General features: G+C 72.9%; 13 protein-coding genes and 1 tRNA gene. 11 read left to right on the forward strand and 3 right to left on the reverse strand.

Features of this window, described 5'->3' with window-relative positions:
* From E4P40_RS22150 to scpB, 6 genes are all read left to right on the forward strand, one after another.
* On the forward strand, positions 1-804 hold an 804-nt coding region (locus E4P40_RS22150; RefSeq protein WP_135160579.1), incomplete at its 5' end, for an alanine dehydrogenase.
* On the forward strand, positions 801-1760 hold the full coding sequence (xerD, locus tag E4P40_RS22155) for a site-specific tyrosine recombinase XerD (RefSeq protein WP_135160590.1): 960 nt from the start codon (positions 801-803) through the stop codon (positions 1758-1760). The genes E4P40_RS22150 and xerD, both read left to right, overlap by 4 nt.
* A gap of 276 nt (positions 1761-2036) precedes the next feature.
* Positions 2037-2879, forward strand: coding sequence for an AAA family ATPase (locus E4P40_RS22160; protein ID WP_209305462.1), 843 nt, complete (start codon positions 2037-2039; stop codon positions 2877-2879).
* A complete protein-coding gene (locus E4P40_RS22165; RefSeq protein ID WP_135160581.1) occupies positions 2876-3385 on the forward strand; it encodes a hypothetical protein in 510 nt (169 codons plus the stop codon). The genes E4P40_RS22160 and E4P40_RS22165 overlap by 4 nt, the downstream gene beginning before the upstream one ends.
* Positions 3386-3408: 23 nt before the next feature.
* Complete coding sequence (locus E4P40_RS22170) at positions 3409-4275, forward strand: ScpA family protein (RefSeq protein ID WP_135160582.1); 867 nt, start codon at positions 3409-3411, stop codon at positions 4273-4275.
* Complete coding sequence (gene scpB, locus E4P40_RS22175; RefSeq protein ID WP_135160583.1) at positions 4272-5126, forward strand: SMC-Scp complex subunit ScpB; 855 nt, start codon at positions 4272-4274, stop codon at positions 5124-5126. Before E4P40_RS22170 ends, scpB begins: the two co-directional genes overlap by 4 nt.
* A gap of 7 nt (positions 5127-5133) precedes the next feature.
* On the opposite strand, the gene E4P40_RS22180 is transcribed toward scpB, so the two are convergent.
* Positions 5134-5952 carry an alpha/beta fold hydrolase gene (locus tag E4P40_RS22180; RefSeq protein ID WP_135160584.1) on the reverse strand — a complete coding sequence of 273 codons (819 nt, stop codon included), beginning with the start codon at positions 5950-5952 and terminating at the stop codon, positions 5134-5136.
* A gap of 83 nt (positions 5953-6035) precedes the next feature.
* On the opposite strand from E4P40_RS22180, the gene E4P40_RS22185 reads away from it, so the two are divergent.
* From E4P40_RS22185 to der, 4 genes are all read left to right on the forward strand, one after another.
* Entirely contained in the window at positions 6036-6881 is an 846-nt protein-coding gene (locus E4P40_RS22185; RefSeq protein WP_135160585.1) for a pseudouridine synthase, read from the forward strand.
* Positions 6882-7033: 152 nt separating this feature from the next.
* Positions 7034-7396 carry a chorismate mutase gene (gene aroH / locus E4P40_RS22190; RefSeq protein WP_135160586.1) on the forward strand — a complete coding sequence of 121 codons (363 nt, stop codon included), beginning with the start codon at positions 7034-7036 and terminating at the stop codon, positions 7394-7396.
* The gene (gene cmk, locus E4P40_RS22195) at positions 7393-8085 is read left to right on the forward strand and encodes a (d)CMP kinase (RefSeq protein WP_135160587.1); all 693 of its coding nucleotides are present in this window, start codon (positions 7393-7395) and stop codon (positions 8083-8085) included. The genes aroH and cmk overlap by 4 nt, the downstream gene beginning before the upstream one ends.
* Positions 8082-9425: a ribosome biogenesis GTPase Der gene (gene der / locus E4P40_RS22200; RefSeq protein WP_135160588.1), complete on the forward strand. Its 1344-nt coding sequence runs from the start codon at positions 8082-8084 to the stop codon at positions 9423-9425. The genes cmk and der overlap by 4 nt, the downstream gene beginning before the upstream one ends.
* On the opposite strand, the gene E4P40_RS22205 is transcribed toward der, so the two are convergent.
* Entirely contained in the window at positions 9382-11532 is a 2151-nt protein-coding gene (locus E4P40_RS22205) for an MMPL family transporter (protein WP_245160508.1), read from the reverse strand. The two genes, der and E4P40_RS22205, sit on opposite strands and share 44 nt — an antisense overlap.
* Before the next feature lie 212 nt (positions 11533-11744).
* Between E4P40_RS22205 and E4P40_RS22210 the strand changes: the two genes are divergently transcribed.
* Positions 11745-11818 (forward strand) — tRNA-Pro (locus E4P40_RS22210).
* Between the two features lie 237 nt (positions 11819-12055).
* Here E4P40_RS22210 and E4P40_RS22215 read toward each other — a convergent pair.
* Positions 12056-12261 (reverse strand): FliG C-terminal domain-containing protein (locus tag E4P40_RS22215; protein WP_280790638.1); only part of this gene is annotated, 206 nt, incomplete at its 5' end.

The following is a 12261-nucleotide window of genomic DNA, read 5'->3' on the forward strand; positions in this document are numbered from 1 at the left end:
GACGCCCTCATCGCCTCGGGCACCACGGCGATCGCCTACGAGACCGTCCAGACGCCCGACGGCGCCCTGCCGCTGCTGGCGCCCATGTCGGAGGTCGCCGGCCGCATGGCCCCTCAGGTGGGGGCGCACAGTCTGGAGCGGGCGCACGGCGGCCGCGGCGTGCTGCTCGGCGGCGTGTCCGGCGTCTACGCCGCGAAGGTCGTCGTCATCGGTGCCGGGGTCTCCGGGATGAACGCGGCCACGATCGCGCTCGGCATGCAGGCGGAGGTGATCGTGCTCGACCGGGACATCGAGAAGCTGCGGTCGGCCGACCGGATCTACCGCGGTCACCTGCAGACGGTCGCGTCCAACGCCTACGAGGTGGAGCGTGCCGTCCTCGACGCCGACCTCGTCATCGGCGCGGTCCTCGTGCCGGGTGCCAAGGCGCCCACACTCATCAGCAACGAGCTCGTGTCGCGGATGAAGCCGGGGTCGGTGCTCGTCGACATCGCCGTCGACCAGGGCGGCTGCTTCGAGGACACCCGCCCGACGACGCACGACGACCCGACGTTCCGCGTCCACGAGTCGGTCTTCTACTGCGTGGCCAACATGCCCGGCGCCGTCCCGAACACCTCGACCCACGCCCTGACCAACGTGACGCTGCCCTACGTGATGGCGCTGGCCAACGAGGGGACGGCGGGCGCGGTCGCGGCCCACCCCGCCCTCGCCCACGGCGTGAACGTCGTGGCCGGCCAGGTGGTGCTGCCGGAGGTCGCCGAGGCGCACGGCATGACCGCCGTCCCGCTCCAGGAGGTCCTGCACTGACGCTCGCTGCCGACCTCGGTGCCGGTCCCGCCCCCGAGCGGGTCGTCACCGGCTACCTGGACCACCTGACCGTGGAGCGTGGACTCGCCGCCAACACGATCGCCTCGTACCGGCGCGACCTGCGCCGCTACACGGAGTACCTCGCCGCGGCCGGCGTCCGCGGGATGCGCGAGGTCGCCGAGTCCGACGTCTCCGGGTTCCTCGCCGCCCTCCGTCAGGGGGACGACGACCATCCGCCGCTGTCGGCGACGTCCGCGGCCCGCGCGGTGGTCGCGGTCCGCGGCCTGCACCGGTTCGCGCTGCTGGACGGGCTCGTGCCCGACGACGTGGCGCACGAGGTGAAGCCCCCGACCCCCGCTCGGCGGTTGCCGAAGGCGATCCCGGTGGAGTCGGTGGTCGCGCTCATCGAGGCGGCGGGCGCGGTCGAGGGCCCGCGGGGGCTGCGGGACCGGGCTCTGCTGGAGCTGCTGTACGGCACCGGGGCGCGCATCTCCGAGGCCGTCGGGCTGGCGGTCGACGACCTCGACCGCGGGCAGGCAGCGGTGCGGCTGGCCGGCAAGGGCGGCAAGGAGCGCGTCGTCCCGGTGGGCAGCTACGCCCTGCGGGCCGTCGAGGAGTACCTGGTGCGGGCCCGGCCGGCTCTGGCGGCCAGCGGGCGGACCGGCGTCCGTGGGGGAGCGTTGTTCCTCAACGTGCGCGGCGGCGCGCTCTCGCGGCAGAGCGCCTGGGCCATCCTGCGGTCGTCCGCGGAGCGCGCCGGGCTCACCGCGGAGGTCTCACCCCACACGCTGCGGCACTCGTTCGCGACCCACCTCCTCGACGGCGGCGCAGACGTGCGCGTCGTCCAGGAGCTGCTCGGTCACGCGTCGGTGACGACGACGCAGGTGTACACGCTGGTCACCGTCGACCGGCTCCGCGAGGTCTACGCGACGAGCCATCCGCGGGCACGCAGCTGACATCGGCCGGTTCGTGTCGTTGGCACTATCTGTGCCGGATTCCGCTTGTGCAGTCACAGGTGTTGCCATTGGTCGCCATGTCGACATGACGCCCCGGCGTGCCTCCTTGGGAAGAGCTTCCGCACTCCATAGCGTCCTCATCACCCGAGCGGGCAGGACGGCTGACCGCGACCGGAACCGACCGGAATCGGGCACGAGGTGGAGGCAACAAGACCCATGGCTACCCGAGCGGACGCGGCCTCTGCCGTCGCGCGCCCGCACGACAGCGGCCCCGAGATGGGGGCGATCTCGCGACAGGACCCGGCGAAGGCCCGCCAGCGCCCCCTGCCCGAGCCCCAGCCCATCACCGAGCACGGGCCCGCCCGCATCATCGCGATGTGCAACCAGAAGGGCGGCGTCGGCAAGACGACGTCCACCATCAACCTGGGTGCCGCACTGACCGAGTACGGCCGGCGCGTCCTGCTCATCGACCTCGACCCGCAGGGCGCCCTGTCGGTCGGCCTCGGGATCCCCGCCCAGAACATGGACCGGACGATCTACAACGCCCTGATGGAGCGGAAGACGACGCTCGCCGACGTGCGGGTGCCGACCGACATCGCGGGCCTGGACCTGGTGCCGAGCAACATCGACCTGTCGGCCGCCGAGGTGCAACTGGTCAGTGAGGTCGCCCGCGAGCAGACGCTGCTGCGGGTGCTGGCCGACGTGCGCAACGACTACGACTACATCCTCATCGACTGCCAGCCGTCTCTCGGCCTGCTGACGGTGAACGCGCTGACCGCGGCGCAGGGCGTGATCATCCCGCTCGAGTGCGAGTTCTTCTCCCTCCGCGGCGTGGCGCTCCTCGTCGACACGATCGACAAGGTCAAGGAGCGGCTGAACCCGTCGCTGGAGATCTCCGGGATCCTCGCGACGATGTACGACTCCCGGACCGTGCACTGCCGCGAGGTGTTCAGCCGCGTGGTCGAGGCCTTCGACGACACGGTGTTCCAGACCGTCATCCAGCGCACGGTGCGCTTCCCGGAGACCACCGTCGCCGGGCAGCCGATCACCACGTGGGCCCCCACCTCGTCGGGCGCCTCGGCGTACCGCGACCTCGCCAAGGAGGTTCTGGCCCTGTGACTCGGAGGCCCGTTCTTCCCGGCGCCTCGGAGCTGTTCCGGCGCACCGACGCCGGCTCCTCGGTCCCCGAGGTCACCGAGCTGCCCAGCCTGAGCACCACGACCAGCTCGCCCGCCCTGAGGGGCAGCGCGCGCCAGTCGGAAGAGACCTCGGGCACCCCGCTGACGCTGGTGCCCGGCGGCGCGGACGAGCTCGCCTCGTTCCGGTCGGTCCCGCAGTCGGCTCCGGCCGTGCAGCCCGCGCCGGTGATGCAGCCGTCCATCCCCACGCGGGGCCGCCCCGCGCGCACCCGCAACGACCGCACCAAGCACGACGAGAAGATCACCGTCTACATCTCCGCGGACGAACTGCTCGCGCTGGAGACGGCGCGGCTGACGCTGCGCGGCCGGCACGGGGTCGCGGCCGACCGTGGCCGCATCGTCCGCGAGGCGATCTCGGTCCTCCTCGCCGACCTCGACGAGCGCGGCGACGACTCGGTCCTGGTCCGCCGGCTCAAGGGGAACTGACGCCGGGCATAGGCTCGGCATCCGTGAGCAGCAGCACCGATGCGGTCCCCTCGGCTGGCACAGCCGAGGGGGCCGCGTCGTCACGTTTCACGGTCAAGCTCACCAACTTCGAGGGCCCGTTCGACCTGCTGCTGCAGCTCATCGGCAAGCACAAGCTCGACGTCACCGAGATCGCCCTGTCGAAGGTCACCGACGAGTTCATCGCCCACCTGCGGGCGCTCGGCAGCGAGCTCGACCTCGACCAGGCCAGCGAGTTCCTCGTCGTCGCCTCGACGCTGCTCGACCTGAAGGCCGCGCGGCTGCTGCCGGCCGCCGACGTCGACGACGAGGAGGACCTCGAGCTCCTCGAGGCCCGCGACCTGCTCTTCGCCCGGCTGCTGCAGTACAAGGCCTACAAGCAGGCCGCCCGGTTCCTGCGGGAGCGCGAGGCGGAAGCGGCCCGCCGGTTCCCCCGCGAGGCCGGCCTCGAGCCGCGGTTCGCCGAACTCGTGCCCGAGGTGCTCCTCGACCTGTCCCCGGAGCAGTTCGCGGCACTGGCGGCCCGCGCGTTGACGCCGAAGGGCCCCGAGGTCGTGGGCGTGTCGCACCTGCACGCCCCGGCGGTGAGCGTCTCGGAGCAGCTGCTCGTCGTCCGCAACCACCTGGTCCGCTCGGGGACGGCGTCCTTCCGGGCGCTCACCGCCGATTGCGGGCACACCAACGAGGTGGTCGCCCGGTTCCTGGCCCTGCTCGAGCTGTACCGGCAGCAGCGCGTGGTGTTCGAGCAGCTGACGCCGCTGGGGGAGCTGCACGTGCGGTGGACCGGAGGCACGCTCCCCGCGGTCGGGGACGACGACGCCGGCGACCCGGATCGGAGCAGCGTGGAGCACGTCGAGGAGGAGTACTCGTGAGCGGCGAGCCCGAAGAGCCCGGCGCCGGACCGGCCCCCATCTCCTGGGAGGCGCTGGCCGCCGAGCTGGCCGCGACGCGCGAGCAGGCACAGGACCGGGGGGACGCCGACCCGGCCACCTGGGACGCCGTGGCGCAGGCGCTGGCCACCCGCGTCGCCGACCAGCCGCCCGAGGCCTTCCCCGAGCCGGCGCCGGTGCCGCCGACCCCCGACGAGCCGCCGCAGGACCCGACGCCGGCCGACGTCCCGGCGGGGGAGCCCGCGCCGGAGGATGAGCCGGCTGGGGCACGGCTCGAGCTGCTCGATCCCGCCGAGCTGCAGGGCGGGCTGGAGGCGCTGCTGTTCGTGATGGACGACCCGGTCGACGAGGACACGCTGGCCGCCGCGCTCCGGTGCTCCGTCGAGCAGGTGCGCGCCGGGCTGGCCGACCTCGCGGCCGGCTACGACGAGCGGCGGTCCGGTCTCACGCTGCGCACGGTGGGGGAGGGGTGGCGCCTCTACACCCGGGAGGAGCACGCCCCGGTCGTCGAGCGCTACCTCGTCGACGGCCAGCGCAGCCGGCTCACGCAGGCGGCGTTGGAGACCCTCGCGGTGATCGCCTACCGCCAGCCGGTGACCCGCGCCCGGGTGTCGGCCATCCGTGGCGTCGGGGTGGACGGCGTCATGCGGACCCTGCTCACGCGCGGGCTGGTGCACGAGGTCGGTCCCGATCCGGACAGCGGCGGCGGGCTCTACGCGACGACGCCGCTGTTCCTGGAGCGGCTGGGGCTGCGCAGCCTGGCCGACCTGCCCGAGCTGGCACCGTTCCTGCCGGAGACCGCGGCGATGCTCGACGAGCACCCCGACAGTTGAGCGGGCGTCACGACTCGTCGTCCTCGGCGAGTCCGGCGACGAAGGCGACGACGTCGGCGGCCAGCCGAGCCGGTTGTTCCTCCAGCACGAGGTGACCGGCGTCCTCGTACTCGATCCATTCCGCGCCGGGGATCGCGGCCAGCAGCGCATCGGTCTGCTCGCGGCCCAGGAGTCCGTCGCGGCCGCCGCTGATCACCAGCGTCGGCGCACTGACCACGCCCAGCTCGGTCGGCGGCGTCGACCTGTTGAGCCCGCGGAAGGTCGCCGTCCAGATCGGGGCGGGCAGCCGCAGCGCGTCCTCCACGAGGACGTCGACGTACCAGGACGGCAGCCGCTCGAGGTCGGTGAACCCGGCGATGAACTGCCGCACCCAGGCCGGGTCGACCGGGTCGCTGATGAGGGCCAACTCCTCGGCGAACGGCGGGCGGCCGCGCAGGTCGTGCGGTGTGCCGGCGAGCACGAGGCCCGCGACCCGCTCCGGGGCGCTCACCGCGACCTGCTGGGCGAGGTAGCCGCCGCTGGAGGCGCCGACGAGGACGGCCCGCGGCACCTCCAGCGCGTCGAGTGCAGCCACGACGTCCGCGGCGAGGGTGGCCAGGTCGTAGCCCTCCGGCGGCTTGTCGGCGTCGCCGTGCCCGCGGAGGTCGAACGCCAGGGTCCGCACGTGCGGGGACACAAGCGGCGCCAGCGCGGCGAAGGAGCGGCGGGCCGCAGCCCAGCTGTGCAGGAGGACCACCGGTGCATCGGCGGTCGGCTCGCCCTCGTCCGTGACGGCCGTCGCGATGCCGGTCGCCAGGTGGAGTCGTCCGTCCCCTGCGGGCGCCATGTGCTGACGCTAGCCGGAGCCGGACCGGCGTTCGTGCTCACCGTGGACGAAGGCGCCTGCCAACGGTGGGAGACTGGGCGGCGATGAACACCGCAAACCCTGACGACGAGACCACCACCGCGGCCGGCGACGGCTGGTCGGAGGACATGGAGCTCGCCCCGGTCCACCCCGGTGACCGCGACGACTCCGAGCCCGACGACGACCGCCAGGGGGAGCGGCTGCAGAAGGTCCTGGCCCGCGCGGGGGTCGGCTCGCGCCGGGTCTGCGAGGACATGATCGAGGCGGGGCGCATCAGCGTGAACGGCAGGCAGGTCACCGTGCAGGGCATGCGGGTCGACCCGGCCGTCGACAAGATCGCCGTCGACGGCGTCCGCATCGAGACCCGCGAGGACCGCGTCACCTATGCGATGAACAAGCCGCCGGGCGTCATCACCGCGATGAGCGACGACCGCAACCGCTCGACGGTCGGGGACATGGTCGGCGACCTGGCGAAGGGCCTGGTCCACGTCGGCCGGCTGGACCAGGACACCGAGGGCCTGCTCCTGCTCACCAACGACGGCGAGCTCGCCCACCGGCTGGCCCATCCCAGCTACGAGGTGCGCAAGACCTACCTGGCGCAGGTCAGCGGCTCGGTGCCGCGGGACCTGGCCCGACGGCTGCGCAACGGCGTGGAGCTCGAGGACGGGCCGGTGAAGGTCGACTCGTTCCGGGTCGTCGACACCCACGCCGGGCAGTCGGTCGTCGAGGTCGTGCTGCACGAGGGCCGCAAGCACATCGTCCGCCGCCTGCTGGCGCACGTCGGGCTGCCGGTCTCCCGGCTCACCCGCACCGCCGTCGGTCCCGTACAGCTCCAGCGGATGCGCTCCGGATCGATCCGCAGACTGTCCAAGGAGGAGCTCGGCACGCTCCAGGAGCTCGTCGGCCTGTAGACGTTCCCCCGGGACCACGGTGCCGTGCGCCCCTTCGCCCTCCTGCAGGGGCCCGCCGCGAGCTTGCGAGCGGCGGGGGGCAGGAGGGTCCTTTCACTAGACTCGACAGGGCTCCGGCGATCCGGGCGCCGCAATCGAACGAGGAGACATGCATGGCCGTCCGAGCCATCCGGGGCGCGACGCAGGTCGACGCCGATGACCGGGACCAGGTGCTCGAGGCCACCCGTGAGCTGGTCAGCGCGGTGCTGGAACGCAACGAGCTTCACCACGACGACGTGATCAGCATCCTGTTCACGGCCACGCCCGACCTGACGTCGGAGTTCCCCGCGCTCGCCGCCCGCGAGCTGGGCATGGGCGACGTGCCGCTGATGTGCGCCACGGAGATCGACGTCCCGCATGCGCTGCCGAGGGTGCTCCGCCTCATGGCGCACGTGGACACGCCGCGTTCGCGCGCCGAGGTCCAGCACGTCTACCTGCGCGGCGCGACCGCCCTCCGCCGGGACATCGCCCAGTGACCGGCTTCCAGGGTCAGATCACCCTCGACGGACCGTCGGGCACCGGCAAGTCCAGCGTCGCCCGCGCCGTCGCTGCCCGCCTCGGCGCCGCCTACCTGGACACCGGCGCCATGTACCGCGCCGCGACCGTCGCCGTCCTCGACGCCGGGGTGGACCTCGACGACGCCGAGGGGATCGCCCGCGCCGTCACGGCGGCGACGATCGAGGTCGGGACCACGGCCGGCGCCGAGCTGGTGCAGGTCGACGGGGTGGACGTCGCCGAGCGCATCCGCGGCGTGGAGGTGACGCGCTCGGTCTCGCCGGTCTCTGCGGTCCCGGCCGTCCGGCGCCGGCTCGTCGACCAGCAGCGCGCACTCGTCGCCGCGGCCGACGCGGTCGTCGTCGAGGGGCGCGACATCGGCACGGTCGTCCTGCCCGACGCGACCGTGAAGATCTACCTGACCGCGGCGCCGGAGGTGCGTGCCCAGCGACGGGCCGGTCAGCTCGGCCTCAGCCGGCCGGAGAAGATCGCCGCCCTGGCCGCCGACCTCCGCCGCCGCGACGAGTACGACAGCAACCGCGCCGACAGCCCGCTGCGGCCCGCCGCGGACGCCGTCGTCGTCGACAGCACCGACCTCGACCGCGACCAGGTCGTCGACCGGGTCGTCGAGATCGCCCTCTCGGCCGTCGGGGCGGGGGAGCGGTCATGACCGAACCGACCGGGCCGCTGCCCGTCGTCGCCATCGTCGGCCGGCCGAACGTCGGCAAGTCCACGCTGGTCAACCGGATCCTCGGCCGCCGCGCAGCCGTCGTGCAGGACGTCCCGGGCGTGACGCGCGACCGCATCTCCTACGACGCGCTGTGGAACGGCAAGCGGTTCACCGTCGTCGACACGGGGGGATGGGAACCGAAGGCCACCGGCCTCGGCGCCTCGATCACCCGCCAGGCCGAATACGCGATGGAGACCGCGGACGTCATCGTGCTCGTGGTCGACAGCACCGTCGGCGCGACAGACACCGACCTGGCCGCCGCCCGCATCCTGCGGCGCAGCGACCGGCCGGTGATCCTCGTGGCCAACAAGGTCGACGACGAGCGCTCCGAGGCCGGTGCGTCGGAGCTGTGGTCGCTCGGGCTCGGCGAGCCGCAGGCGGTCAGCGCCCTGCACGGCCGCTCCAGCGGTGACCTCCTCGACCTCATCCTCGACTCGATGCCCGAGGCGCCGCGCGAGCAGCTGGAGGAGGGCGGACCGCGCCGGGTCGCGCTCGTGGGTCGGCCGAACGTCGGCAAGTCGAGCCTGCTCAACCGGCTGGCCAAGGACGAGCGGTCCGTCGTCGACTCCGTCGCCGGGACGACGGTCGACCCGGTCGACTCCATCGTCGTCCTCGGCGGCGAGGAGTGGCGGTTCGTCGACACCGCCGGCCTGCGGCGCAAGGTGAACACCGCCAGCGGCACCGAGTACTACGCCAGCCTGCGCACCGAGGCGGCGATCCAGGCGGCCGAGGTCGCCGTCGTGCTGCTCGCCGCCGACGAGGTCATCAGCGAGCAGGACCAGCGGGTCATCACCCAGGTGGTCGAGGCCGGGCGTGCCCTGGTGATCGCGATCAACAAGTGGGACACCCTTGACGAGGACCGCCGCTTCCAGCTGGAGAAGGAGATCGAGCGCGAGCTGGCTCGCGTCCGGTGGGCCTCGCGGGTCAACATCTCCGCCTCGACCGGTCGCGGCGTCAACAAGCTCGCCGACCACCTGCGCGCGGCGCTCGCCTCGTGGGAGTCCCGCGTCCCGACGTCGGAGCTCAACACCTTCGTGCGCGCGCTGGTCCAGGAGACGCCACCCCCGGCCCGCGGGGGACGTGCACCGAAGATCAAGTACGTCACCCAGGCCGACGTCCGGCCGCCGCGGTTCGTCGTCTTCTCGACCGGGTTCCTCGAGGCCGGCTACCGCCGGTTCCTGGAACGCAAGATCCGCGAGCGCTGGGGCTTCGAGGGCAGCCCGATCGAGGTGTCGGTCAAGGTCCGCGAGGGCCGGGGGAGCGATCGGCCGAAGGGCTGACCTCCCGACCGGGCTCGCGGGGCGTGGGCAGCCGGAGGTCGTCGGCCTGCCCGGCGGGCGGCTCCGGCTCGTCGAGCCGGTGCGCCAGCTTGCTCGGCCACCACATCCACCGGCCGACGTCGAGGGTGAGCGCGGTCACGAGCACCGAGCGCACGACGATCGTGTCGAGCAGGACGCCCAGCGCCACCGCGATTCCCAGCTGGATCGTGAACGTCAGCGGCAGCGTGGCCAGCACCGCGAAGGTCGCGGCCAGCACCAGGCCGGCCGACGTGATGACGCCGCCGGTCGCCGCCAGCCCGACCAGGGCAGCCCGGCGGGTGCCGTGGTCGAACGCCTCCTCGCGCACCCGCGTCATCAGGAAGATGTTGTAGTCGATGCCCAGCGCGACGAGGAACACGAAGACGAACAGCGGGAACGAGCTGTCGGTCGTCTCGACCCCGACGACCCAGTCGAAGATCAGCGCGCTGAGCCCGAGCGCCGCGCCGTAGGACAGCACCACGGTCGCGATGAGGATCAGCGGGGCGACGACCGCCCGCAGCAGGACGGCGAGCACTGCCAGCACCACGAGCATGATCAGCGGGATGATCACCAGGTTGTCGCGCTGGGAGGCGGTCTGGACGTCGAGGTTCAGGGCGGTGTTGCCGCCCACCAGCGCCGCGCCGTCCCCGACGTCGTCCAGGGTCGAGCGGAGCGACTCGACGGTGGCGTAGGCGGCCTGGCTGTCGGGGGCGTCCGCGAGCTCCGCCTCGATCAGCGCGTCGCTCCCGATCACCTGCGGTTCCGCTACCGAGGCGATGCCGTCGGCCGCGGCCACGGCGTCCGCGACGTCGTCCGCCGTGTCCGCGGAGGTCAGGACGTGGACGGGGTTCCCGGCGGCGCCGGGGAAGTGCTCGAGTGCGACGGCGTCCCCCTGGATCGACTCGGGCGTGCCGCGGAACGAGTCGGCCGCGGTGAGTCCCTTCGCGTTCAGGCCGAACATGGCGAACGAGGCGGCCAGCAGCAGGGCGCAGGTCACCAGCCACACCGCGCGCGGGCGGGGCTTGATCAGGCCGCCCACGCGGGCCCACAGCCCGGTCGCCGTCGGTTCCGGGCTGCCGAGCGAGGGACGCACCGGCCAGAACACCCACCGGCCGCAGATGACCAGCAGCGCCGGGAGCAGGGTCATCAGCACCAGAAGGGTCACCGCGACGCCGATCGCGGCCACGGGGCCGAGGCCGCGGGTCGAGTTCATGTCCGCGGCGACCAGGCACAGCATCCCGAGGATCACCGTGCCGCCGCTGGCGAGGACGGCCGGCCCCGCCCGGTGCACCGCCTCGGTCATGGCCTCGTGCCGGTCGGCGTGCAGCCGCAGTTCCTCGCGGTAGCGGGCGATCAGCAGGAGGGCGTAGTCGGTACCGGCGCCGACGACCAGGACGGTGAGGATGCTGGCGCTCTGCGCGTTCACCGTCAGGTCGGCATAGCGGGCGAGCAGGTAGACGACGGCCTGCGCGCAGAACAGGGCGATGACGGCCGAGAAGATCGGCAGGATCCACAGCACCGGGCTGCGGTAGGTGAACAGCAGGATCAGGACGACGACGCCCAGCGCCGCCAGGAGCAACGTGCTGTCGAGGCCGGAGAAGGCCTCGGACGAGTCGGCCGCCTGTCCGGCCGGACCGGTCACGTAGGCGCTCAGCCCGTCGGGCCCGTCCGACGCCTCGGCACGGATGTCGTCGACGATCGGCGCGATCGCCTCCCAGCCCCCCGAACCGGGATTGATCGGCACGATCAGCTGCGCCGCCTGTCCGTCCTCGGACGGGATCGGGCCGACGACTGTGCCGTCGAGTGCGTCGAGCTGCCCCAAGGCGGCGGCGTCGTCCGCGATGGCCTCGGTGTCGGCGGCGGTGAGCCCGTCCGCCCGCTCGTAGACGATGACGGCGGGGACGACGTCGGGGTCCGAGCCGAGCGCGATCTGGCGCTCCAGCGCGACGGTCGACTCGGCGTCGCCGGGCAGCCAGGAGGCGATGTCGTTGTCCTGCTGGTCGGTCAGCCCTCCGGCGAGCGGCGCGCAGACAGCCGCCAGCACCACCCAGAACACGAGGATGACCCACTTGAGCCGCCGACCGCTCACTCGGGACGCGAATGTCCTGCCCATGACCAAGCCCCTGCCCGTCGACGGCAACACCCCGTGGGTCGCGACGCTAGCGACGGGGGAGCCCGGGCGTCACCGTCTGTTGGCCCGGTCGGACGGCGTCACGGCGGGACACAGGAGGAATTCGCCGTGCGGTAACCTGCTCAGGCGGTCGTCGCGCGGCCCGGAGTCCCGGCTGCGCGCACGGCACGCGGGCTGTAGCGCAGCTTGGTAGCGCACCTGACTGGGGGTCAGGGGGTCGCAGGTTCAAATCCTGTCAGCCCGACAGTGTGATGTCTCAGGGGCCGTATCCGGAGAGATCCGGAACGGTCCCTGACCGCTTCCTGGAGCGGCGTGACCACCTTTCTGACCACCACTACGTCGCCCCCGGACGCGCACGACGTGCTGGCGGGGGCCGCGACGTGCACTGTCCTCGCGCCCGAGCTCTGGTGACGGGGAACGACGGGTGCCCAGGCGTGCTGGCACGTCGGGTCCAGGGTTCCGGGCAGGATCTCGTGGCGGTTCAGCCGATGAGTTCTTCCTCTGCGCCGCGGTTGAGCGCCAGCTCGCCTCGTTCTTCCATGCCTCGGATCGTGGCCACCACCTTGGCCTGGGCCTCCTCGACGGTGCGGGTGCGCACCGGGCCGAGCAGTTCGATCTCCTCGTTGAGGTTCTCGGCGGCACGCTCGGAGAGGTTCCGGACCACCTTGTCGCGGACGTCGGGCCGGA

The organism is Blastococcus sp. CT_GayMR20, assembly GCF_004570345.1.